Origin of the sequence: Maribacter sp. (genome assembly GCF_049667165.1) — a bacterium.
Taxonomy (GTDB): Bacteria; Bacteroidota; Bacteroidia; order Flavobacteriales; family Flavobacteriaceae; genus Maribacter_A.
On sequence record NZ_JBATHS010000366.1, the window covers coordinates 1 to 25,395 of the forward strand.

The 25,395-nt window shown below is 41.4% G+C and carries 22 protein-coding genes and 1 pseudogene; 11 read left to right on the forward strand and 12 right to left on the reverse strand.

Annotated features, from left to right (window positions below; translation table 11 throughout):
* A pseudogene (locus tag WBM98_RS16500) lies at nt 1-527 on the reverse strand (hypothetical protein); the annotation flags it as partial.
* Nucleotides 528-653: 126 nt separating this feature from the next.
* Between WBM98_RS16500 and gcvP the strand changes: the two are divergent.
* From gcvP to WBM98_RS16520, 4 genes are all read left to right on the forward strand, one after another.
* A complete protein-coding gene (gene gcvP, locus WBM98_RS16505) occupies nt 654-3,509 on the forward strand; it encodes an aminomethyl-transferring glycine dehydrogenase (RefSeq protein WP_424367118.1) in 2,856 nt (951 codons plus the stop codon).
* Between the two features lie 159 nt (nt 3,510-3,668).
* A complete protein-coding gene (locus WBM98_RS16510; protein WP_424367119.1) occupies nt 3,669-4,727 on the forward strand; it encodes a 3-oxoacyl-ACP synthase III family protein in 1,059 nt (352 codons plus the stop codon).
* Between the two features lie 131 nt (nt 4,728-4,858).
* On the forward strand, nt 4,859-5,389 hold the full coding sequence (locus WBM98_RS16515) for a methyltransferase (protein WP_424367120.1): 531 nt from the start codon (nt 4,859-4,861) through the stop codon (nt 5,387-5,389).
* Between the two features lie 11 nt (nt 5,390-5,400).
* Nucleotides 5,401-6,261, forward strand: a complete 861-nt coding sequence (locus WBM98_RS16520) for a glycosyltransferase family 2 protein (RefSeq protein ID WP_424367121.1) — start codon at nt 5,401-5,403, stop codon at nt 6,259-6,261.
* A 60-nt stretch (nt 6,262-6,321) separates the two neighbouring features.
* On the opposite strand, the gene WBM98_RS16525 is transcribed toward WBM98_RS16520, so the two are convergent.
* The 7 genes from WBM98_RS16525 to WBM98_RS16555 form a co-directional block, all read right to left on the reverse strand.
* On the reverse strand, nt 6,322-6,831 hold the full coding sequence (locus WBM98_RS16525) for an OmpH family outer membrane protein (RefSeq protein ID WP_424367122.1): 510 nt from the start codon (nt 6,829-6,831) through the stop codon (nt 6,322-6,324).
* Between the two features lie 131 nt (nt 6,832-6,962).
* A complete protein-coding gene (locus tag WBM98_RS16530) occupies nt 6,963-7,796 on the reverse strand; it encodes an OmpH family outer membrane protein (protein WP_424367123.1) in 834 nt (277 codons plus the stop codon).
* A gap of 90 nt (nt 7,797-7,886) precedes the next feature.
* Nucleotides 7,887-10,484, reverse strand: a complete 2,598-nt coding sequence (locus WBM98_RS16535) for a BamA/OMP85 family outer membrane protein (RefSeq protein WP_424367124.1) — start codon at nt 10,482-10,484, stop codon at nt 7,887-7,889.
* A 4-nt stretch (nt 10,485-10,488) separates the two neighbouring features.
* On the reverse strand, nt 10,489-11,229 hold the full coding sequence (locus WBM98_RS16540) for an isoprenyl transferase (RefSeq protein WP_424367125.1): 741 nt from the start codon (nt 11,227-11,229) through the stop codon (nt 10,489-10,491).
* Between the two features lie 6 nt (nt 11,230-11,235).
* A complete protein-coding gene (locus WBM98_RS16545) occupies nt 11,236-11,931 on the reverse strand; it encodes a DUF6089 family protein (protein WP_424367126.1) in 696 nt (231 codons plus the stop codon).
* A 112-nt stretch (nt 11,932-12,043) separates the two neighbouring features.
* On the reverse strand, nt 12,044-12,925 hold the full coding sequence (locus WBM98_RS16550) for an NAD kinase (protein ID WP_424367127.1): 882 nt from the start codon (nt 12,923-12,925) through the stop codon (nt 12,044-12,046).
* Between the two features lie 172 nt (nt 12,926-13,097).
* On the reverse strand, nt 13,098-13,754 hold the full coding sequence (locus WBM98_RS16555) for a CBS domain-containing protein (protein WP_424367128.1): 657 nt from the start codon (nt 13,752-13,754) through the stop codon (nt 13,098-13,100).
* A gap of 90 nt (nt 13,755-13,844) precedes the next feature.
* Between WBM98_RS16555 and WBM98_RS16560 the strand changes: the two genes are divergently transcribed.
* The 7 genes from WBM98_RS16560 (at nt 13,845) to clpX (ending at nt 21,001) form a co-directional block, all read left to right on the forward strand.
* On the forward strand, nt 13,845-14,558 hold the full coding sequence (locus WBM98_RS16560; RefSeq protein ID WP_424367129.1) for a pyridoxine 5'-phosphate synthase: 714 nt from the start codon (nt 13,845-13,847) through the stop codon (nt 14,556-14,558).
* Nucleotides 14,555-15,328 carry an alpha/beta fold hydrolase gene (locus tag WBM98_RS16565; protein ID WP_424367130.1) on the forward strand — a complete coding sequence of 258 codons (774 nt, stop codon included), beginning with the start codon at nt 14,555-14,557 and terminating at the stop codon, nt 15,326-15,328. The genes WBM98_RS16560 and WBM98_RS16565 overlap by 4 nt, the downstream gene beginning before the upstream one ends.
* 113 nt (nt 15,329-15,441) lie before the next feature.
* A complete protein-coding gene (locus tag WBM98_RS16570) occupies nt 15,442-17,025 on the forward strand; it encodes a G-D-S-L family lipolytic protein (protein WP_424367131.1) in 1,584 nt (527 codons plus the stop codon).
* Between the two features lie 74 nt (nt 17,026-17,099).
* Entirely contained in the window at nt 17,100-17,441 is a 342-nt protein-coding gene (locus WBM98_RS16575; protein WP_424367132.1) for a phage holin family protein, read from the forward strand.
* 106 nt (nt 17,442-17,547) lie between these two features.
* A complete protein-coding gene (gene tig / locus WBM98_RS16580; protein ID WP_424367133.1) occupies nt 17,548-18,870 on the forward strand; it encodes a trigger factor in 1,323 nt (440 codons plus the stop codon).
* A 120-nt stretch (nt 18,871-18,990) separates the two neighbouring features.
* On the forward strand, nt 18,991-19,671 hold the full coding sequence (gene clpP / locus WBM98_RS16585) for an ATP-dependent Clp endopeptidase proteolytic subunit ClpP (protein ID WP_424367134.1): 681 nt from the start codon (nt 18,991-18,993) through the stop codon (nt 19,669-19,671).
* Between the two features lie 94 nt (nt 19,672-19,765).
* The gene (gene clpX, locus WBM98_RS16590) at nt 19,766-21,001 is read left to right on the forward strand and encodes an ATP-dependent Clp protease ATP-binding subunit ClpX (protein WP_424367135.1); all 1,236 of its coding nucleotides are present in this window, start codon (nt 19,766-19,768) and stop codon (nt 20,999-21,001) included.
* Here the strand turns inward: clpX and WBM98_RS16595 are convergent.
* The 4 genes from WBM98_RS16595 to WBM98_RS16610 all read right to left on the reverse strand — a co-directional run bounded on the left by WBM98_RS16595 (nt 20,976) and on the right by WBM98_RS16610 (nt 25,320).
* Complete coding sequence (locus WBM98_RS16595; RefSeq protein ID WP_424367136.1) at nt 20,976-21,560, reverse strand: hypothetical protein; 585 nt, start codon at nt 21,558-21,560, stop codon at nt 20,976-20,978. The two genes, clpX and WBM98_RS16595, sit on opposite strands and share 26 nt — an antisense overlap.
* 366 nt (nt 21,561-21,926) lie before the next feature.
* Complete coding sequence (locus tag WBM98_RS16600; RefSeq protein WP_424367137.1) at nt 21,927-22,532, reverse strand: DUF3575 domain-containing protein; 606 nt, start codon at nt 22,530-22,532, stop codon at nt 21,927-21,929.
* Nucleotides 22,533-22,622: 90 nt separating this feature from the next.
* Nucleotides 22,623-23,438 (reverse strand): helix-turn-helix domain-containing protein, encoded by an 816-nt coding sequence (locus WBM98_RS16605; protein WP_424367138.1) that lies wholly within the window; start codon nt 23,436-23,438, stop codon nt 22,623-22,625.
* Between the two features lie 367 nt (nt 23,439-23,805).
* Nucleotides 23,806-25,320, reverse strand: coding sequence for a GH3 auxin-responsive promoter family protein (locus tag WBM98_RS16610; protein WP_424367139.1), 1,515 nt, complete (start codon nt 25,318-25,320; stop codon nt 23,806-23,808).
* Nucleotides 25,321-25,395 lie beyond the last annotated feature (75 nt).

Below are 25,395 nucleotides of genomic sequence, written 5' to 3' on the forward strand. Positions count from 1 at the left end.
AAGGGAATCAGCAATACCAAGACCATTAGAATACGCTGCACAACTTCGATCCAGACATCCCATACCAAAACCCTACCCATTTCGACCAAGGGCAGGACAACAGTAACCCCAGACCACACCAAGGCGACAAAAAAAATCTTAAGTCCACCGAGACTCCTTAAATTCCTGGCCTGTGGTAATACCGGCAACGCATAGAAACCGGTCAACATCGTTAATATGAAAAGGATCAACCAGGAATCGGCGCTTAAAAACCAACCCTGATAACAGGTAAGCAAAAAACATATAAAACTAAAAAATTGTATGTTCTTATGATATCTGTTGCTGACCAAAATATACTTCTGGGCCTCAACACCGTACTTGATGAAATTATAATTGATGATGGTCCCGAAAAAAACGAAATACGAGAGGTGGTTACCCAGTTCAATATCAAAAAAAATCGCCGTTGTTTTCAAGAGGGCCAACACGGCCAAAGCCACATGTATACTGGCATCTAAATAAAAATCGAACAAACGCCTGATGAAGTTCATTCGTTAAAAATAACCAAACTGTTTATAACCCTTGGTTTTCGTTAAAAACTTTAACCACCAACGAGGGAAAACAGATCGATTTTAATGGATTAAATTCCTAAGTTTGCCCATCAAAAGATTGCAGCTATGAGAACAGATTTGTTTGCTTCACGCCACATTGGTATCAACGAAGATGACCTTCAACATATGCTCAAAACCGTGAAGGCGGAGAGTCTAGACCAAATAATTTCAGAAACCATTCCTTCGGACATACGATTGGCACAACCCCTTCGATTATCGAAGGCTATGAGCGAACATGAATTTCTTTCCCATATCAAGGCATTATCCATAAAAAACAAGGTCTATAAGACCTATATCGGTTTGGGATATCATGAAAGCATGACCCCTTCGGTCATCCAAAGGAATATTTTGGAAAATCCGGGGTGGTATACGGCATACACACCGTACCAAGCCGAAGTCGCCCAAGGTCGGTTAGAGGCGCTTCTGAACTTTCAGACGGTAATTAGCGACCTAACGGGAATGGAGTTGGCAAATGCCTCATTATTGGATGAAAGCACGGCTGCCGCAGAAGCGATGTCCATGCTTTTTGACGTCCGTACAAGAACCCAAAAGAACAATGGCGTGGTTAAATTCTTTGTCTCTGAGGAAGTCTTACCACAAACCTTGTCCTTGTTACAGACACGTTCAAAACCCTTGGGCATAGAATTGGTGGTGGGCAATCATGAGGAATTTAATTTCGACGAGGACTTTTATGGCGCCTTGCTACAATATCCAGGAAAATATGGCCAAGTACATGCGTACGCCCCTTTTGTTGCCAAGGCCCACGAAAAAGAAATCAAGGTCGCCGTTGCGGCCGACCTATTGAGCTTAGTGTTATTGACACCCCCTGGGGATATCGGTGTTGATGTCGTTATAGGTACCAGTCAACGTTTTGGCATTCCTTTAGGGTATGGGGGACCCCATGCCGCCTTTTTTGCCACAAAGGAAGAATTCAAAAGAAACATCCCCGGGCGAATTATCGGGGTAACCAAGGATGCTGATGGGCAACCTGCCCTACGCATGGCGTTACAGACCCGGGAGCAACACATTAAACGCGATAAGGCAACTTCCAACATCTGCACCGCACAAGTGCTTTTGGCCGTTATGGCCGGTATGTATGCGGTTTATCATGGACCCAAAGGTTTACAATATATAGCAGAACAAATACATCGTAAAACCAAAATCCTGAACAAAGGCCTCGCCCAATTGGGATTTGAACAATTGAACACTGCTTTTTTCGATACGCTGCTTATCAAAATCCCCGATACCGATAAACTTCGAATGATCGCAGAGGGCAAGGGTATTAATTTCAATTATATAAATAAGAACACGATATCCATTTCAATAAACGAAGCTACGGATGAACAGGATGTATTATCCGTTTTCTCATGTTTTACGGAATTTGGGAACCAAAAAGACACCCTGCTATTTACGGAAACCGTGGAGGATGTAATTCCCGTAACGCTTTCCCGACAAAGCCCTTTTTTGGAACATAACGTCTTCAATACCTACCATTCTGAAACAGAATTGATGCGCTACATCAAGAAATTGGAGCGCAAAGACCTTTCGCTGAACCACTCTATGATTTCGTTGGGCTCTTGTACCATGAAATTAAATGCGGCCAGTGAAATGTTGCCCCTTAGCTGGGCAGAATGGGGCAACCTACATCCATTCGTACCCTTAGACCAGGCCAAAGGGTACCAAGAGGTACTTCACGAACTTGAAAAAGATTTGACGACCATCACAGGATTCGCCGGAACTTCGCTTCAACCCAATTCAGGGGCTCAAGGAGAGTATGCAGGTCTCATGGTCATACGAGCCTATCATGAATCCCGTAATGAGGGTCATCGTAATATTTGTCTTATCCCTGCTTCCGCCCATGGTACAAATCCGGCTTCGGCAGTCATGGCAGGCATGAAAGTGGTGGTCACCAAAACCGACGAAAAAGGAAACATCGATCTAGCCGATCTAGAGGAAAAGGCTAAATTACATTCCGATAACTTGGCTGCCTTGATGGTCACCTATCCGTCTACCCATGGGGTTTTTGAATCCTCCATAAAATATATAACAAAGTTGATCCATGACCAAGGGGGACAAGTGTACATGGATGGTGCTAATATGAATGCGCAGGTAGGACTTACGAACCCTGCCACTATCGGAGCAGACGTTTGCCATTTGAATTTACATAAAACGTTTGCCATACCCCACGGTGGGGGTGGTCCTGGGGTCGGACCCATATGTGTCGCCGAACAACTGGTGCCCTTTCTTCCTGGAAACCCTTTGGTCAAAACAGGGGGCGGGCAGGCTATTTCTGCCATTTCTGCCGCACCTTGGGGCAGTTCTTTGGTCTGTTTGATCTCTTATGGGTACATCAAGATGCTAGGGGAACAAGGCTTGACCCATAGCACCAAAGTGGCCATACTCAACGCCAATTACATCAAAGAACGGCTAAGTGGCAAATACGAAGTATTGTATACAGGAGAAAATGGTCGTGCGGCTCATGAAATGATCATAGATTGCCGTCCGTTCAAGCAAAACGGCATTGAGGTGACCGATATTGCCAAGCGCCTTATGGATTATGGGTTTCACGCCCCTACGGTTTCCTTCCCTGTGGCCGGAACAGTAATGATCGAGCCTACTGAAAGTGAAAGTCTTGCCGAATTGGATCGTTTTTGTGATGCCATGAATGCCATTCGTGATGAAATTGACAAGGCGGTTGAAAATCCGATCAACAACCCACTTAAAAACGCACCCCACACCCTTACTATGCTTACCAATGACGTATGGGATTTTCCCTATAGTAGACAACAAGCTGCTTTTCCTTTACCCTATGTATCGGACAATAAGTTTTGGCCCACGGTAAGAAGAGTTGATGATGCCTATGGAGATCGTAATCTTATTTGTAGCTGCGCGCCGATAGAAGCCTATGTTGAATCGGAATAACCGTATAAACCCCTACAAATAAATGCCTTTTAGAATAGTCAAAAGGCATTTACTTAAAGAATCCTAGGCTGCGAATGAACTTGAACATCGTATTGTGAGTTGCTTTTTTGAGGCATAGTATCAAAGGATATCCTAATTTCGCGAAAATAATTACCACAAATGAGTATAGCGATTACCGGCACAGGGTCCTTTAGACCATCTATCATCATTGAAAATTCCAGCTTCGAAAAAAATACATTCTTGAATAGTGATGGAACGCCAATCGATGCACCCAATAAAACCATCATAGAAAAATTCAAATCGATTACCGGCATCAGTGAACGGCGCTATGCCATAGATGAGCTAAACACCTCTGATTTGGGGCACCTTGCAGCGGCAAAAGCTATTGAAAATGCCGGTATTGACCAAGAAACCCTGGATTATATCATATTTGCCCATAATTTCGGTGATTTATCACCAGGAAAAATCCAAGGGGACACCCTCCCCAGTCTCGCGTCTCGTGTAAAACATAAATTGGGCATCAAAAACCCAAAATGTGTAGCTTATGACATGCTTTTTGGTTGTCCTGGATGGATAGAAGGGGTTATACAAGCCAACGCATTCATTAAAGCGGGTATGGCGAAAAAATGTTTGGTTATTGGCGCTGAAACCCTATCAAGGGTCGTTGATAAATATGACCGTGACACCATGCTATACTCAGACGGTGCAGGTGCTGCAATTATAGAGGAGGCTGAAGGCAAGGGGCAATTTCTCAACCACGAAACAGCTACCTATGCCAATGACGAGGCCTATTATCTATTTTTTGGCGAATCATATAACAAGGACATTAAGGAAGACAGGCGTTACATTAAAATGTATGGTCGAAAAATTTATGAGTTTGCCATATCCCATGTACCTCAAGCTATGAAAGAATGCTTGGACAAAACAGGAAGGGATATATCCGAGGTCAAAAAAATATTCATACATCAAGCCAACGAAAAAATGGACGAGGCCATTGTAAAACGGTTCTATAGACAATATAAACTCAAACCGCCAAAAGGGATCATGCCAATGACCATTGGTAGATTGGGAAACAGTTCCGTTGCCACAATACCCACCCTATATGATAAGGTGAAAAAAGGTAATATAGAAGGCCACGGCATAGAAAAAGGCGATTTGGTATTATTTGCCAGTGTAGGTGCCGGCATGAACATCAATGCCATTGTATACGAAGTTTAAATAGTTCGTATATATCTTGAATAAAGAATTGCAGGGGTATATGGTTATGCCTCTGCATATTTTTTTAACTTCGTACCAACAACATAATGATCAACGGAATTTTGGCTATTTCACTATACTGTCCATTTTAGATGTACGCAAAAACTTTTCCCAATAAACGATATAAAAACACCTTCTCTTTTTTACAAAGGCATATCGCCACTGATGAGACCATTTTAGATCTTGGTGTTGAAAATCCGTTTTCCACGATTTTAAAGGAAAAAGGGTATACGGTCACCAATACCAACGGGGAGGATTTGGACCTTGATTTTACGTCAGTCACCCAAAGCGATGCAGCGGTGGTAACGGCATTTGAGATTTTTGAACACTTAGTCGCCCCATTCAATGTCTTACGTGAAATAAAGGCAAAAAAGCTTGTAGCCAGTATCCCCTTGCGATTATGGTTCGCAACGGCCTACCAAAGCAAAACAGACCCTTGGGACAGACATTACCATGAATTTGAGGACTGGCAATTCGATTGGCTTTTGGAAAAGGCAGGGTGGAAAATCGTAGCTTCGAACAAATGGACCAATCCCGTAAAAAAATTGGGACTTCGCCCGCTATTGCGGCATTTTACCCCTAGATACTATATTGTATATGCCGAAAGAATTGCTGAGGTATAATTATAAAACAAATGAAGTTGGCTTATTATATCGTTATCCCGGCACATAATGAAGAAGCATTTTTGGCAGCGACCTTGCAAACCGTATTAGCCCAAACCTTGCCGCCAAAAAAAGTTGTGATCGTCAATGACAATTCAACCGATGGCACAGAAGATATTATCGATACATTCCGCAGCAAATCGGACATCTTCAAAAAATTGAATACCAGCTCATCTAATGAACATTTACCTGGAAGTAAGGTCATAAACGCATTTCGTAAAGGGTTAATAGCATTGGACGACGATTATGACTTTATCGTGAAACTCGATGCCGACCTTATGCTACCGTTCCATTATTTTGAGACCATAGCTTCGACATTCGAATCGAACCCCAAGGTGGGTATGGCCGGAGGCTTTGTCTATGAACGTACTCCCAACGGCCAATGGGAGCTCAACCATCCTATGGACAAAACACACGTACGAGGGGCATTTAAAGCTTACACAAAAGCTTGTTTTAGGAGTATTGGTGGACTTAAAAATGCCATGGGCTGGGATACGTTGGACGAATTACTGGCACAATATCATGGGTATGAAATCAAGACCTTGGAAGAATTACATGTCAAACATTTACGACCTACGGGAAAAGCGTATAATGCCAAGGCCAAATTAATGCAGGGTGAAGCCATGTACGGCATGGACTATGGATTTTTGTTAACGTTGGTCGCATCTATAAAAATGGCCTGGAAACAAAAAAATATAAAAACCCTGTACCATAACATGCAAGGCTTTCTTAAGGCCAAGGGAAACAAGCTTCAAAAATTGGTAACCGTGGATGAAGGAAGGTTCATTCGCACGCTTCGGTGGCAGGGGATACGGAAAAAAGTTATGGGTTAAAACTAAAAAACCATCCTAACATGATGATAGGATGGTTTAAGTAATGTGTTATACCCGTTCTTAGAAGCCTAACTCCTTTTTCACTTCGGCAAGTAAATCCTTTCCTTTGGCTACGATAAGTCCTCCTCCTGGTTGGGCATCGATAACATAATCAAAGCCTTGGGCTGCAGCTACCTTCTCAATGGCAGCCTTTGCTTTCTCTGAGATGGGTGCGAATAACTCCGCTTGCTTTTTCTGAAGTTCTTGTTGAGCATTTTGCTGCGCCTCACCGATGTTTTTCTCGAACACCTGTAATTCTTGGGCTCTCTTCTGGTTTTCCTCTTCAGATTTCGAGGCCGACTCATTGGAATATTGGGTGTACTTATTCTTTAGTTCGGTCATGGAGCTTTCGATATCGGCCCTATAAGTCTCCTGTAACTTCTTCAATTCAGCTTCGGCTGATTTCATTTCTGGCATTTGTGACAAAAGCTGTGTTACATCTATGTGCGCTACTTTACTTTGTGCTTGAACAAAACTTGTCGCTGCAACGAACAAAACCAAGGCAACTACTATTTTCTTTACTTGTTTCATGATTTTTAATTATAATATTTGAGTGTTAATTTTAGTTAATGATTCTACTTTTTTATTATTAAGGTACGAAGCAATCACTTGTACTGGTATGCTAAGGGTTGTGATTACTATAGTACGTTGATCACGACCGATTAATTTATACTATCCTTTTCGATTTCATTTTGTCGTTCCTCTACTTTCTGTTTCTTTTTGGCTTCCCTTTCCTCTAAGAGTTTCTTTCTTCGTTCATCATAGGCCTTTTTTCGTTCTTCCCTGATTTTCAATTGCTCGGCCCTTTTTTCCTCTGCGGTCTTTTCCCTTGCCTCTTCAGCTTGTTTGGCCAAGTCCTGTCGTTCTTTCAACGCCTCGCTAATCCCCTCTTCCTCGGGGACATCATCCCCCTCAAATTCTGCCAACCTATTTTTTGCATCGGCATTTTTCTTTGGTGCACTTACTTTTCTTGTCCGTGAAATACCACGCAACACCAACTCACTGATATCATGTCTTTTTTCGGAGTACAACATTACGACATCCGCCGATTTATCAAAAATAAAATCATACTTTTTATTCACCCCAATTTTTTGCACCTCATTAAAAACCTGATCCTGTATGGGCTGGATCAACTGTCTCTTTTGTAAAACCAAGTCCCCTTGGGGTCCAAAACGATCTTGTTGGTACTCTATCATCTCTTTTTCAAGAATCTGTATCTCTTCTTCCCGCTCGGCGATCAATTCATTGGTCAAAAGCACCTTTTCTGCCATCAAATCTTTTTTCATCTGCTCCACAGCGTTTTGTCTTTGCTCTATCTCCACCTTCCACTTTTGGACTTTGTTTTCCAACTGGGCACTCGCATCACGATATTCCTCTACATTTTCCAAGATGTACTCCATATCCACATAAGCAATTCGAACCCCACGCTGTGCGAACGTGTGGAACATACCAAGCATCAAGGATACGATTAAAAGAACTTTTGTTTTTGGTTTCATTTTGATTCCGTTTTAATACATAGAAAATATCGTGCCAAAAATACTAAAACTTTTAAAATGAATAGATTAGCCTATGCCACGATTCGTAAATTAAAACTGTTGGCCGATAATGAAGTGTGTTTGCCATCCACTGGGTCCTACAGAATTTGTATTGTAGTCCTGATCGAAACCATACCCAAAATCAATTCCTAATAGTCCAAATGCCGGCATAAATATCCTTAGCCCCACTCCGGCCGATCGTTTTATTTGAAACGGATTAAATTCCTGAAAATTGTTGAAACCATTACCACCTTCCAAAAAAGCGAGGCCATAAATCGATGCAGAAGGTTTTAAGGTCAATGGATATCGAAGCTCCATTGAGAATTTATTGTATACTAGGGCACCATCCCTTTGCCCTGTTAAAGGATCCAATGGCGTCAGCGCTTGATTATCGTACCCGCGTAATTGGACCACATCCCTACCATCTAAGGTAAAATTGCCCATACCATCGCCACCGACATAGAATCGCTCGAAAGGCACATCACCCACAGCGCTATTATAACTGCCCAAGAAGCCCAATTCGGCATTGGTCCTCAATACTAAATCTCCAACAAGGGTCGTATACCAATCCCCTTTGAATTTTACCTTATAGTATTCCAACCATCTAAAACGCTCTTGATCAATGTTTTCCAACTGTGTTGACTCCTCTGTCGTCAGACCTTCCGTAGATCTTTTGATAGTAAGTTCCTCGCTCTCATCTTTTAAAGCGCCATAATCCTTATTGTTGAAAAGGGAGTAAGGTGGTGTAAATTTGCCGGTAATCTCAAAATTGGAGCCTCCCCTAGGGAAGATCCTACCCCCTGCTGTGGCATTTCTTGAAATGCCCAAGGTATAGGTAAATGAATTCGAATTACCATTCCCAAAATTGAACAAGCCCAAGTTATAATTATTGAATTCATAGAGTTGGTACCCCAATGAATGGGAAATCACAAAGAAATCATCGGGCCATTGCACCTTCTTGGCCAACCCGGCGGATATACCCGTGATGGAGAATCCTTCGTCCTTATTCACCTGAATTCTTCCTGAGCTTGAATAGCTGGCACGAAATTGTTGGGTCTTGGATAAGGAAAGATTAAAACGAACCGGTTTTTTACCTCCCAACCAAGGTTCTGAAAAGTTCAGACTATATACACGATAGGTTCTACTGGCCTGCAAACGCACGGCAAAGCTTTGACCATCACCCATGGGAACCGGTTTATAGGCTTCCCCATTCAATATATTCTTTAACGAAAAATTGCTGAATGACAGACCCAAGGTACCGATGAAGCCACCGCCACCATAACCCCCTTGGAGTTCTATTTGGCTCGATCCCGACTCTACAAGGCTATACGCCAAATCCACAGTACCTTCGTTGGGTTTTGGGTTTACAATATCTGGTTTGATCTGTTCGGCATCAAAGAAACCGAGTTGCCCCAATTCACGTATGGTTCGAATAATATCTGACTTGTTGTACTTTTGACCTGGGCGTGTTCGCAACTCCCTAAAGATGACATGGTCATTCGTACGGTCATTACCATTTACGGTAACGTGGTTCAAAAAGGTCTCCTTGCCTTCAATGATCCTGATCTCAAAATTGATGGTATCGTTTTCAGCGGATACCTCTACAGGATTAATGCTCGAAAAAAGATACCCATTATTCTGGTACAGGCTGGTTACATCATTGGCGTCGGGCTTGGTATCATCGGCAATACGCTCACGCAATAAAACGCCGTTATAGGTCGCTCCTTTTTTTATACCCAATACCCTACTTAATGCCTGATCGGAATAAACACTGTTGCCAACAAAATCTATATCGCCAAAATAGTACTTATTACCCTCTTCGACCTTGATCTTTATTTTGATGTTGTTCTCATTGACATTAACCACGGTATCGGAAATGATCCGGGCATCCCGGTAGCCATTCTCAGCGTATTTGTCGACCAAAAGGGACAAATCGTTCTCATAGTCGTCCTTTATGAACTTGGACTTTTTCCAAAAACGTCCCAATTTCTTTTTCTTGGTCTTTTTTAAGGCCTTCCGTAATTTTTTTGACGGTAATTTTTCATTTCCCTCGAAAACAATATCCTTTATTTTCACCTTATCCCCTTTGTCCAAATTAACGATCATGCTTCGGGCATTGGTCTCTGAGGTATCATTTACGGTAATGATGTTCACCTTGGCGTTCAGGTATCCCTTTTTCTTGAACTTATTCTGAATGTAATTCTTACTATTGGCGATTAAGCTTTCGGTGATCTTCTTGCCTTTCTTTAGATCGGTATCCTTTAAGATCTCATTGACCTTTCTATCCATTACCCCATTCATTTTCACCTTTGACAAGGTGGGTCGCTCAATGATATTCAACTCAAGAAAAACATTGTCCCCTTGAATATCGGTGATATAGAAATCGATATCGGTAAACAACTCCAAACCCCAAAGTTTGTTGATGATCTCACTGATCTGTTCCCCTGGTAAGGTGATGGGCTGCCCCACCCGTAGTCCTGTATAGGTCTTTACGGTCTGTTCATTATAGCTTTGTAGCCCGGTAACCTCAAGGCCGCCAAGTACATATTTCTTACCATCTTCATAAGGGACATCCTGTGCGGTGGTAATTGTGACTATAAAAAGTAATAAGAAGGTAATTAATGGTTCAAGGGACATGAACCTTTTCATATCTCTAGATGAGTTGTTCGCTAGTTTTTCCAAATCTTCGTTCTCTGTTCTGGTAATCAATAATGGCTCCTACCAAATGATGTTCCTTGAAATCGGGCCAAAACACATCAATAAAATATAACTCGGCATATGCAATTTGCCATAATAAAAAATTGCTTATCCGGTGTTCTCCACTAGTCCGGATGAGCAAATCAACATCTGGTAAATTGTGCGTGTAAAGATGGTTATTTATAATGGTTTCATCAATACTTTCGGGAGAAATTATATTATTTTTAACTTTGATGGCAATCTCTTTTACAGCGTTTTTCATTTCGTCACGAGCCCCATAACTCAACGCCAAGGTCAGGGTCATTCCTGTATTTTCCTTGGTTTTTTCCATGACCTCCAAAAGCTCTTCATAGGCTCTTCTTGGCAAGGCCTTGATGTCGCCAATGGTGTTTAGCCTAACATTGTTCTTGTTGAATGTCTTAAGTTCTTTTTTGAGGGAATTGACCAAAAGCCGCATCAAGGTGTCGATCTCGAATTTCGGTCGGTTCCAATTTTCTGTAGAGAAGGTATATAAGGTAAGGTATTCAATCCCGATCTTGACACAGCTTTCGACGGTTCGCCTTACGGTATCGACGCCATGCTCATGGCCAAAAACCCTTAGGCGTCCTTTTTCTTTGGCCCATCGACCATTACCATCCATAATAATGGCAATATGCCCCGGTAATCTTTGATCGTCGATATCTTCAATAGTATTCATGTGGTATTACTCAAAACAATCGGAACATGGTTTTCGTCCAAAGGTATAGGTTAAGGTAACTCCGGAAAAAACATACCAATCGTCACTAAAAATATTCCCGAAATCAACATCCAATTGTTGATTGACATTCGATTTCTCAGGATTACTGGCATCGAGATTGTCGGTAAAGGTATATCTTGCACCGATCTCTGCCCCAATAATCAAAAATTGATTCAATCTCCTTTTAAGACCTACTACCATGGGAATGGCAAAAGATCCATCTTTTTGATCTAGGCTGATTTGCTGACCCGCATCTATATAGTCGTAATCATACCTAAAATAGGTGACCCCAGTATAAAGATAAGGCGTAAAAGCCGGACCCAACTTATGTAAGTTATACTCCACAAAGTTAAATTCCAAACCTGCCGAAGCCTCCATAATGGAATTCTTCACCACATACCCCCTTTGTTTTCTGGAGGCCATGCTCGATTTTGAATCATCGGCTGTAAATTTACCATAAATTACACTAGCACGCCAAGCATATCTTTTACTTTTATTCCATTTGAACAATCCACCAATAGCGATATCCGAAGGCAAAATGAAGTTTGTTCTACCCACGTCACCAATATTATTGGCCCCGCCGGCAAACCCACCTATTTCGAAGGTCTGGGCACGCAATGAAATACAAAGTAAAACAAGAATTGAAAAAAAGTAATTCTTCATAAATTCAATAAAATTTGCAAATTAAACCCTTACTATTCGATTTTGTGTAGGAATACTTCCAGGTTCACACATGATAAACAACATTTGCGGGCAAATATTGTTTTTCTTGGGTTCAATTGCGCTTATCCTCGCCCCATAACAACTTATTTCGTAGTGTTTTCAAAAAACTCTCGGAAGTATATTCAATCATATTTATGGTAAAGTTTGCCTTTTTCACTTCGATGGATATATCGTTTTGCAAGGTTGCAATCCTAGAATCCAATGAAACCAGATGATGGTGTTCCCTACCCGATACCTTTAATCGAATGACCGTATCATCAGAGATGACCAAAGGCCGTGCATTAAGGTTATGGGGAGCAATGGGTGTTAGCACCAATGATTTTGCGGTCGGCACGATCACGGGCCCTCCGCAACTCAATGAATACCCTGTAGAACCCGTAGGGGTGGAAACGATCAAACCATCGGCCCAGTACGAGGTTAAGTATTCCCCGTTCAGGTGGGTCTCGACAGTGATCATCGATGTCGTATCCTTACGACTAACGGTTATTTCATTCAAGGCAAAGTTGAGCGGGCCAATTTCCTTTGCCTGTGAACCGGCATTCACCTGCAACAGACTTCTTTCGACAATGGTATAGGCCCCTTGCACGAATTCCCGCACCACCTTCCTAACATCTTCTTTCTTAAAGGTAGAGAGAAACCCCAACCGTCCCGTATTGACGCCAACTATGGGTATACCCAAATCCCTAACATAGGTGGTGGCCCGCAAAATGGTGCCATCACCACCGAAACTTACGAACATGTCAAAGGAACTATCTAAACCATGCGATTCATTAAAGGAGAGGCAGCCATCAATATTCAGTTTTTGGGGCAATAGGGACTTAAAACGTTCCTCGATGGCCACTGTGGCGGATTCCTTTTCAAGCTCATCAAGCAGTTCCCCCACATAGTCCAGTGTGTTTTCATGGTATATCTGACCGTAAATGGCAACTTTCATAGGCTTCGTCTATTTACGAATTTTGCATTCATCATAAAATAGGTATACTCAAAATTTTGTTCATAGACGAAGCGCTTCATGCGTGCCTTTTATGGATAGGTTCGCATAAAAATCCCAGTTGTTATGGCTGATTGAAAAACAAGTATTCCGCCCATGCCCATTTTATCCCTTATTAAACATTAAGATATTTCTCCAAATAGTCTGACCTTTGTTTTAGGTCATCGATAAACTGGTCATCTATATTACCAAATAGGATATTGTAGTTATACCGCCTGAATGTCTGCATCACCTCGTTCATATTGTTGCTACTTATCTTAATGGTTATCTGAACCAATTCATCCCGCATTTCAGAGATAAAACCACCTATAAATTTGCTGTTATTACTCTCTACAATCTGCACGATTTCACTAAACGAATAATCCTTGATGCCTTTTGCCACCACCAAGATACCCCCAGGTTCAGTAAAAAACGGGGTGTCGATAAAAACACTTACGATATCGGTGATGTCGTAATACCCTAAAACCTTATCATCCTTATCCAATACAGGAACGATATTGGCTTCGTTTCTTGCAAATGTTTCCAGAACATCCAACCAATTGGTTTCTTGCCGCACAAAGAAGGTTTCGAGATTATATCTGTAATCCTCTATTTTCTTGCCTATAGTGAAGTTGTCAAGATCATTTTCATTGAAAACACCCAAAAACTTCTTACCCTTTACGATAGCGACATGGGAATAGGTATTCTCCATAAAGAACTGAACCAAATCCTCTAAAGGTTCATTGGCCTGAAATACCGGAATCGTGGTAATTATTTGTGTCTGAATCTGCATAGCTTTAAATTAAACGCAAAATACTAATTAAATATATCAAAAGGTATGCCTATTTTGTATTTTTACCCTGTAAAGATATGTTATATTCCTATGACCAAGCTGAGTGTAAATGTCAATAAAATAGCAACCTTAAGAAATTCAAGGGGAGGCAATGTACCCGATCTTTTAAAGGTAGCCATGGATATCGAATCATTCGGTGGCCAAGGGATAACGGTGCATCCAAGGCCTGACGAAAGGCATATCAGATACCAGGATGCAAGGGATTTGAAAAAGATCGTGCGTACGGAGTTCAATATAGAAGGCAATCCCATCCAAAAATTCATGGATCTGGTTTTGGAGATCCAACCGACGCAAGTAACCCTTGTCCCCGATGCCGTAGGTGCCATCACCTCGAATGCAGGATGGGACACCATAAAAAACAGAAGCTTTTTACACGAAGTGATCACCACCTTCAAAAAAAACGATATCAGAACCTCTATTTTCGTTGATGCGGATATAAAGATGGTCGAAGGTGCGGCCGAAACCGGTACGGATCGCATTGAGCTCTATACCGAAAACTACGCCAAATCCTTTGCCAAAGGGGAAATGAAAGGCATTGACCCCTTTATCAAGGCAGCCCAAGTGGCTTCTGAATTGGGACTGGGAATAAATGCCGGGCACGATTTAAGTTTAGACAATATTAAATTTTTTAAAGACAGTATTCCCAATCTATTGGAAGTCTCGATTGGCCACGCCCTGATCTGCGAATCACTCTACTTCGGATTGGAGAATGTCATTAATATGTACCTGAACAAACTTAAATGAGCCTAAGCTTACATTCTAACATACTGGGGAGCGGCAAACCCCTTTTGATCTTGCATGGCTTTTTGGGAATGTCAGACAACTGGAAGAGCTTAGGCACCCAATATGCCGAACATGGATTGGAAGTGCATTTGATCGATCAACGGAACCATGGCAAGAGCTTTCATTCCGAGGATTTCGATTATGATATTCTTGCCGCTGACCTCAAAAACTATATTGACGAACACCGTTTGAAGGAGGTTGCTGTTTTGGGACATTCTATGGGCGGTAAGGTCGCAATGCAATTCGCAGTAAGCTACCCAGGGCTTTTAAGCAAGTTGATTGTGGCTGATATTGCCCCTAAGTACTATCCTCCCCACCACCAAGACATCCTGAACGGGCTAAAGCACTTGGATTTCGAAAAAATAACATCAAGAGGCGAAGCCGACTCCGAGTTGAGCAATTATATACGTGGGCAGGGCATTCGCCAATTTTTGTTGAAAAACCTCTACTGGGTTCAAAAAGGAACATTGGGTTTTCGGTTCAATCTAGATGTATTGAGCCACAAAATGGAGGAAATCGGGGAAAGTTTAAGCCCAACCGAACAATTTACAGGACCCACGCTGTTTGTAAAGGGCGATAAATCGGAATATATTACCCCTGCCGATACCGAGACCATTCGCGCTCATTTTCCAAACGCACAGATTGCGACCATTGACCATGCGGGCCATTGGTTACACGCCGAAAATCCTTCCCAATTTTTTACCAAGACCATCGATTTTATAAAGTCGTAACCAAATCGCCTTTTTATTATGCATGCATAATTTTTTTAGCCTTAAGATTGCGAATGTCATAATTTTATTTAAATTTGGATTTATCGTACTGAAACTAACTAACTCAAAACATAATGAAAAAGTTCCTTGCTTTACTTGCTATTTTTGGTTTATTGTTCATCTCTTGTAGTGATGATGACACAACAATTAACCAAATACCTGAAGAACCGGACCCCGTAAACTATACAAGTGGTTCTGCCGATTTTTCGAACTATGTTGCCGTAGGCAATTCATTGACCGCCGGTTTTTCCGACGCCGCTCTTTTTATTGATGGCCAGACCAATTCCTTCCCGACCATGTTGGCATCGAATTTTGCTTTGGCAGGGGGTGGCACTTTCAATGTCCCTTTTATGGCCGATAACTTAGGTGGAGTAACTTTGGAAGGCACTCCTATTTTAGGCAATCGTTTGATTCTATCCTTTGCTTCAGGCTCCCCAACACCTACACCGGTTTCCGGTTCGGGTTCCACTGAGATCACAAATACACTATCGGGTGCTTTTAATAATATGGGGGTTCCCGGAGCAAAAAGTTTTCATTTGGCGGCCCCAGGATATGGCAATGTCGCCGGAGTGGCTGCCGGTTTGGCCAATCCTTACTTTGCACGGTTTGCCTCAAGTCCCAGCACCACGGTCATCGACGATGTGGTCGCACAAAACCCGACCTTCTTCACCCTCTGGATTGGGAATAATGATATTTTGAGTTATGCCACTGGCGGAGGTGTCGGCGTCGATCAAACTGGAAATTTAGATCCTTCGACCTATGGAAGTTCGGACATTACCGACCCCAACGTATTTGCAATGGTGTATGACGGTCTATTAGAAGCATTAACGGCCAATGGAGCCGATGGCGTGGTTGCGAACATACCCGATATTACCACCATACCCTATTTTACAGCGGTTCCCTATAATCCTTTAGACCCAACCAATCCTGATTTCGGGCCGCAAATTGCAACCTTGAACGCCACCTTTGCCCAGTTGAATGGCGCCTTCGCATTTATGGGCGTTCCCGAAAGATCGATTGAGTTCTCCACAACTGCGGCAAGCGCTTTGGTTATTAGGGATGATTCTTTGGTCGATTTATCGGCACAACTAACCCAAACCCTGATTGGTGGAGGCCTAGATGCCCCCACAGCAGGGGTTCTAGGATTTCTTTATGGACAAGCCCGTCAGGCAACCGCAGATGATCTGATCGTGTTCCCGAGTCAAACAGTAATTGCCAAATTAAATCAAGAGGCCTTTACCACGCTGCAAAACTTGGGCTTACCAGCGGCCAACGCGGGACAATTGGCCATAAATGGCATAACGTATCCCATGGAAGACAAATGGGTGCTTACACCTTCGGAACAAGCTGCAGTAGCCACTGCACATGTAGCGTATAATCAAACGATTGAAACACTGGCAAACCAATATGACTTGGCCTTTGTAGATGCCAATGCTTTTTTGACCACGATCGCAACATCGGGCTTTCCCTTACCAGATGGCAGCATTGTTACCGCGGAATATGCTACTGGCGGGGGTTTTTCACTTGATGGCGTACATCCATCGCCAAGGGGCTATGCCTTATTGACCCTGCTTTTTATTGAGTCGATCAACGAAAAATACGGTTCCAATCTACCCGGTGTAAATCCTTTGGATTATACCGGTCTTTATATCAATTAATAGAAAATATTTTATACTTTTAAAGGTATCAGGGGACATCCTGATACCTTTTTTAATTTATAATCATTTCTACCATGAAACTAATTTTACGTATTCTCCTAAGCGCCATTGCCGTGGTCGTCCTGTCAAAAATCTTACCAGGGGTTGGTGTGGATACTTATATGACAGCCATTATAGTGGCCATTGTATTGAGTCTATTGAATTTTATCGTAAAACCGATCCTGGTCATATTGACCTTGCCAGTGACTATTTTGACCTTGGGCCTTTTTCTTTTGATCATAAATGCGATCATCATATTATTGGCTGATAGTCTTGTTACCGGTTTTTCGGTGGAAAACATTTGGTGGGCATTGTTATTCAGCCTCCTGCTTTCTTTTTTACAATCCATACTTTTTTCGATATTGAAAGAAGACTGATTTCACCTATTTATGGTTTGAAATCCAGTGACTTAAAAACTTGCTTGGATATTTAATTTGTACTACTTTTGCATCCCAATTTATTTATGCAAAATTAAATACGCAAATGAATATCACAAAAGAGCAGATTGACAATTTAAATGCCGTTGTAAAAGTTGCCATTACGAAGGAAGACTATCAGGACAAGGTAAATAGTATTCTCAATGACTATAGAAAACAAGCGAATATTCCCGGTTTTAGAAAAGGCCACGTTCCTATGGGCCTTATCAAAAAACAATACGGTAAGGCGGTTTTGGTCGATGAGGTCAATAAATTACTTCAAGACAACCTGAACAAATATCTTACCGAGGAAAAATTGGATGTCCTTGGAAATCCATTACCAAAACAACAGGACAATTTTGACTGGGAAAACGATCAATTGGATTTTGAATTCGAACTTGGTCTTGCTCCCACATTCGAAGTGCCTCTACAGACCAAAAAACCATTGACCCAATATAAGATCGTTGCCGATAAGAAAATGGTCGACGAACAGGTCTTGCGCATTCAGAAGCAATACGGCAAGTTGGTGGGCAAAAAGGAAATTGGCAAAGATTTTGAGGTCTTGGGCACCTTCAAGAACGAAACTGAGGAAATTGAAAACAAGACCACCTTGGAACTTGATAAGATAAAAAGCAAAAAGGCTCTGACCAGTCTCATGGGCAAAAAGGTCGGTGACATGGTTACGCTTAGCACCAAGGAACTTTTCAAGGAAGATTATCTATTATCAAGTGTTCTGGGTGTTTCTCAGGAAAAAGCCAAGGATTTGAACATAGAGGTATCGTTCACCATTGAAGAAATAAATGAAAGGGAACCTGCGAAACTCGACCAGGAATTGTTCGATAAGCTTTTTGGTAAGGATGCCATCAAATCTGCCAAGGAATTGAAAGATAGGATCAAGGAAGATTCAGAGAAGCAATTTGAACAGCAGTCCGATCAGAAATTACTCAATGACATCACGGAATACTTCATTGAAAACACAAAATTCGAGTTACCTGCCGAATTCTTGACAAAATGGATCCAAATGACCGGAGAGCAACCCCTTTCCGAAGAACAGGCGAATGAGGAATTCGAAAAGTCCGAAAAAGGATTGCGGTACCAACTGATAGAAGGGAAAATCATAAAAGACCACAATATTCAAATTCAATTTGAGGAACTTAAAGAATTTGCCAAAGGATTCATTAAATCACAAATGGCCCAATTTGGTCAATTAAATCCTCAGGAAGAGGAATTGGATACCATTGCAGCCCGTGTTTTGGGCAACCAGGATGAGGTCAAAAGGCTGTCTGAACAATTGATGAGCCAAAAATTGCTTACCCTATATAAGGAAAAAGTCAATTTAAAAACCAAGGAAGTCACTTACGAAAACTTTGTTAAAGAAGTTTACGGATAAAATTTGGGGCCAATAGCAACTTCCTTTGCTTAAAATGTCTCATTTAAAATAAGTATATTTACGGTGCCGAAACGTTGGTTTTCGGCACCTTTTTTATCTAAATTATTGAATACAAACCACATGGATTACGGAAAAGAATTCAAAAATTACGCAATAAACCATCAGGGGATAAGCAGCATGTATTATGATAAGATCATGAGCAGTATGTATCCTGTGAACATGACCCCTAATATTATTGAGGAAAGGCAATTGAATGCGATTGCCATGGATGTGTTCTCGCGTTTGATGATGGACAGGATCATTTTCCTCGGAACCGGGATCAATGACCAGGTTGCCAATATTGTGCAAGCACAATTGTTGTTCTTGGAGAGTGCCGACGCTTCCAAGGATATCCAGATTTACATCAATTCCCCAGGCGGAAGTGTTTATGCCGGTTTGGGTATTTATGACACCATGCAATTCATTAAACCCGATGTTGCCACTATCTGTACAGGAATGGCGGCTTCAATGGGTGCCGTTTTGCTATGTGCTGGTGAAAAAGGAAAACGCAGTGGGCTGACCCATTCCCGGGTCATGATCCACCAACCTATGGGCGGTGCACAGGGACAGGCAAGTGATATTGAAATTACAGCCCGGGAAATCCTGAAACTTAAGGACGAACTCTATGAGATCATCTCTAAACATTCAGGGCAACCATTGGAAAAGGTGCAGGAAGATAGCGATCGGGATTATTGGATGAAAGCCGAGGAAGCCATGAAATATGGTATGATCGATGAAATCCTTGTAAGGGATAAGTCTTAAAAGCGACGAATATCCAATAAAAATTGCCCTTGAACACCATGGCGATAAACCAAAATCCCATTTTTATCGTTATTCAAGATAGACAATAAATGATATGGCGAAGGAAAATTTAGAATGTTCTTTTTGTGGAAGGAAAAAACCAGAGACCAATCTTCTGATTGCCGGTTTGGACGCACATATTTGTGACCGTTGTATAGAACAGGCTTATGGTATTGTGGCAGAGGAGTCAAACCAATCGAAAAACAACGATTTATCCTCTGAACTGGTCTTGAAAAAACCGTTGGATATCAAAGAATTCCTTGACACCTTCATTATAGGACAAGAGCGGACCAAAAAAGTAATGTCCGTGGCGGTCTACAATCATTATAAAAGACTGTTACAGCCCCATAGCAAGGAAGACGATATTGAAATTCAAAAGAGCAACATCATCATGGTCGGCCAAACCGGTACGGGTAAAACCCTGATGGCCAAAACCATAGCCAAAATGCTAAATGTACCCTTGGCCATCGTTGATGCCACGGTACTTACCGAAGCGGGATATGTCGGTGAGGATGTTGAGAGTATTCTAACACGACTATTGCAAGCGGCCGATTATAACCTTGAAAAAGCGGAGCGCGGAATCGTATTCATAGATGAAATAGACAAAATTGCACGTAAAAGCGATAATCCTTCGATTACCAGGGATGTTTCTGGGGAAGGTGTGCAGCAAGGCCTTCTAAAATTGTTGGAAGGTACTATGGTTAACGTGCCCCCTAAAGGTGGAAGAAAACACCCCGACCAAAAATTCATCGAGGTGAATACCGAAAATATCCTTTTTATAGCCGGAGGTGCATTCGATGGTATTGAACGCATTATCACGAAACGATTGAATATGCAAGCTGTTGGCTACAGCGCCTCAAAAGCTGACGACCATGTCGATGAGGATAATATTTTACAATATATCATTCCCAGGGATTTAAAGGAATTCGGGCTTATTCCTGAAATCATAGGAAGATTGCCTGTATTGACCCATATGAACCCATTGGATGAGGAAACGTTGAGGGCCATTCTTACAGAGCCTAAAAATGCCATCATAAAGCAATATGAAAAGTTATTTGCCATGGATGGTATCTCGTTCACGATTACCGATCAAGCCTTGGACTATATTGTAAAAAAGGCGATTGAATATAAACTTGGGGCTAGAGGGCTCCGTTCTTTATGCGAGGCCATTTTTACTGATGCCATGTTCGAAATGCCAAGTACGGATGAAACTGAATTCAAGGTATCTAAACCGTATGCGGAGCGTAAATTATCCTATGAGACGATCAAGAAACTAAAAGCGGTTTCCTGATTGGGATTACCTTGGTTTGCGACTTGATTTTATTGGTCACTAGGTCGAGTAGGTCTTGGGCGATTTTTTTTATGACAGGTTCTTGCGTATACAGCGAATGACCATACCCTTTTATGATTACGGGATCCACTTGCCATTCATCAAACCTTTCTCTTGAGGGCATGTTAGCATCCAATTCGCCATACACCATTGTGATAGGGTTTACGGGCTTATCTTTTTCTTCACCCATGAAAGGAGCCGATGCCATATATAAGGATTTCATCGGAAGCCCTTTTAAGTTCGCTTGCCAAGCAATCGTCCCCCCAATACCGAACCCCACGTAGTGACATGGTTCTTTTTCGTTTTGAATCAACTGTGCGATTGCCTTAGCGATACCCCCGTCTAAGAATCCTTCAAGCAATTGCTCCCCTGAAATCTCTCTATGGTCAATCTTCGCCAAGTGTTGGCTATCATAATAGGTTACATCAAAATACTGCTGAAGATACACCAAATAGGAGTTTGCCCATATACCTTTCCTTGCACCCCACATATCGGATATTACAATAAGTCTTTCGGCCATGATAGTTATAATCTTCGTTAAAGTTAGTTTGAAAGACCAAATTCAACCTTTAAATCAAGAAACCATTATTTAATTGTTTATCTGAAGTAATTCTTCGATATAGGAACATCGAACAGGCATATTCATCCTTTTTATTTCGGGAAATGCGTGGTATAAATATCCCATGCCAAAGGATTTACGAATATTTTTCAGTAGGCTTCCCAAGGCAATTATATCCAAAGGAACATTCCCTTTTTTCAACCTCAAAATACACCTTATCAAATGAATCTGTTTACGTGATATAGCAATCATGGGAATCTTAGCCCATAGACCCCTATAACCGGATGTGGCTTAACGAGGAGTTTCAAATCAATATCGCATAGCCCATTAAAACCGCTTGCCTATTGCCAATCCCAATCGGGGATACATGTCCGGAAAATTCAAAAATTCAGATCCTGTATTCCTGCCGTTTACACCAAACCCGCCCCCAGCAAAAACGTCAATATGCCAATTATCATTCTTGATCAATTTAATGCCCACCGCCATACCCAGTCCCCAACCAGATTCACGCTCATGCTGCACCATTGATTTTTCGGAATAAAAAATACTGTTGCCTTCCAAGAAAAATCCGGCCGCTCTTTTTTGACCAAAATAATAACGGTAATAGGGTAATATGGCTTTGTCAAACGTTAGGATATCAGTTGCATAGTTCGAACTTGCCGAATCTATCAAGAACCCTATGGAAATCCCTACGGCCGAATTGTTTCCAAGTATTCTCTCATACGTCAATTCAGAATAACCCCCGGGCAAATAAAGAACATTCAATTTTAGTTCATTGTTTTCCATTATATGACCTGATTTACTTTGGGAAGTTCCTTGGACCATCATCATAAGAAAGATCAAGACCATTAAAATTTCTGATCTAAGAAGACTGGACACTGAATTCATAGACGCAAACAATCCGTTGCTATTTGTCACAAATTTACATCTCATGGCTACTTATTTTTTGGTTATGGCACAAACCTATGACAACACGTTGATCTGCTTGTCCAGCATTTTGCAAACTGGATAAATCCGGACAAATCAACTTTTTTGGGAATTTTTTTTTCGATATTGGGTCGGAGTCAACCCCGTGAATTTCTTAAACGCGGTATAGAAGGTAGATTTTGAGTTGAACCCACACTCAAGGCCAATAGAAACTATTGTGTAGGATTTAAAATTGGCATTGCCCAACAATTCTTTGGATTCCTCAACCCTAAGATGGTTTATATAGTCAGAAAAATTCCTATTGGAATACTGGTTGATCAGTTTGGATAAATTACTGATTCCTATACCGAGTTCTTCAGAAACTTTATCCAAACTTAAAACGGGATCAAGATATCTTTGATGGACTACGATATGGGTGTTTATTTTTTTGAACAGTTCTTCTTCCTTTTCGGATTTTGGCAATGCCCGTATATCGGTTCGGCTCTCTTGAATCGGTTCTGACAGTGATTTTCTAATCACACCGCGCAACTGAATCCTATCCTTCAAGACAACATAATGGAAAAAAGCCTGGTATCCTACCCAATAAATCAATATGGAGGAAGAAAGCCGTAAGGGATAATAGGTATAGGGCGGATTGAAAGTGCTGGAGAATGTGTTGAACAATACTGCAATTATCCAGAAGATAAATACTATACCCCCTAATTGCAAAAAACGTTTTATCCATTTTAGATTATCATATTTTAAAACATCAGGATATAATTGTTGATATGCATATAGTAGGCGAATTGACTTTACAAATAGAAAGAGCGAGTAAGAAAGCGCTATTGCATCTTCAAGAAGATTGTAGCTTTTGATCAAGGAACCATCCCAAAGGTGGTTATGCACCCCAAATAGCAAAAGGGTCCTAGCCATTAAAGCAAGAATAAAAAGAAGTAACGAAGTAATAAGGAAGGGCCATCGTCTTTTCTCCAACCCTAGGAAATAGACCAAAAACGCATAAAACATAGGTACGATCAATACATACCATGGAAACGTAAAATGATTCAGGAAAAAATTGGTTGCAAAAAAATCCTTTTCAATAAACCAAGACTGGAGGTTGTTAAGGGAAATAAAAAAAACGAATAAGTTTAAAAGAAGAACCGGTTTTTCAATTTTCTTACGCGATAGCAACGTGGCTATATTAAAGACAAAGCCTTGAATCGCACCGGCAATCAATAGAAAGTTTAAAATGGCGGAAACATTCATTAAAACGAATATTCATAGTTAAACGCATTCGAAACTACCGGTTGATCTTTAGTAATTCCTCAATGTAGTCCCTTTTGTTAGACAATCGGGGTATTTTATGCTGCCCCCCCAATTTATTTTTTGATTTTAACCAATCATAGAACAAATTCTCCCGAGCGGCATGCACCTTGGGCATCGTCAAGGTAATATTATTGTACCGTTTTGCCTCATAATCCGAATTGAGCGATTTTAGGGCATTATCCAAAACCTCCGTAAAGTAATTCAGATCTTGTGGTGCTTTTCTAAATTCAATGATCCATTCATGTGCCCCCTTTTCCCTGCCCGACATAAAAATAGGCGCAACCGTATAATCTTTTATTTCGGCCCCGGTCTTCTTACAAATACGTTTTAAGGCTTCCTCTGCATTTTCTATGATCAACTCTTCTCCAAAAACATTGATATGGTGTTTTGTTCTACCGGTAATACGGATACGATAAGGGTTTGTCGAAGTAAACCGTACGGTATCCCCAATTTTATAGCGCCATAATCCTGAATTGGTGGTGATGATGATCGCATAATTCTTCTTCACCTCAACATCCCACAGCGGAATCGCCTTTTGCTCAGGGGTATTATAGGTATCCATAGGAATGAATTCATAGAATATACCATAATCGAGCATTAATAAAAGATCGTCGGCATTATTTCTGTCCTGAATGGCGAAGAAGCCCTCCGAGGCATTGTATATCTCATAGTACTTAAAGCTTTTACGAGGAAGTAAATTTTGGTACTGTTCTTTGTAGGGAACAAAGCTGACCCCCCCATGAAAATATACTTCAAGATTCTCCCAAACCTGGAACAAATGGTCTTTCCCGGTTTCCTGGAGCACATTATTCAACAGCACCAACATCCAAGAGGGTACCCCGGCCAAGCTGGTCACGTTCTCTTGGGTACTTTCATGTATAATTGCCTTTAGCTTGCTTTCCCATTCACTCATCAGCGATACCTTATTGCTCGGTGTACTGCTGAATTCAGCCCAAAGCGGCATATTATCGATCAATATGGCCGAAAGATCTCCGAAAAAAGAATCATTATCCTTGTAAAGCTCCTTACTGCCCCCCAACCGTAGGCTCTTTCCCGTAAACAATTGTGAATCTTCATTATTGTTCAAATAAAGACATAGAAGGTCCTTGCCCGATTTGTAGTGGCAATCTTCCAAAGCCTCTGAACTTACAGGTATGAATTTACTCTTGGCGTTCGTGGTCCCACTACTTTTGGCAAACCATTTGATCGTGGTCGGCCAAAACAAATTCTGCTCCCCCTTACGGGCGCGTTCAATCATGGGTTCGATCTCTTCATAAGACAAAATAGGTACGCGCTCCCTAAAGGTTTCATAATTACCAATCGTCTCAAAATCATATTTCCTCCCGATTTCGGTATCCTCCGCAATTTCCAATAGCTGGTGCAATACCTCTTCTTGCACCTCTTCCGGGTACTTTAGAAAAAGTTCTATCTGATGATAGCGTTTCTTAAGCAACCAGCTCGCAATGGAGTTAAATAAAGGTATTGGCATTTTAGGTATCTTTGGCTAGCTAAAAATAGCTTTAATAGTTATCATTTTCAAATAGATCATCGATTAAGAATTTCT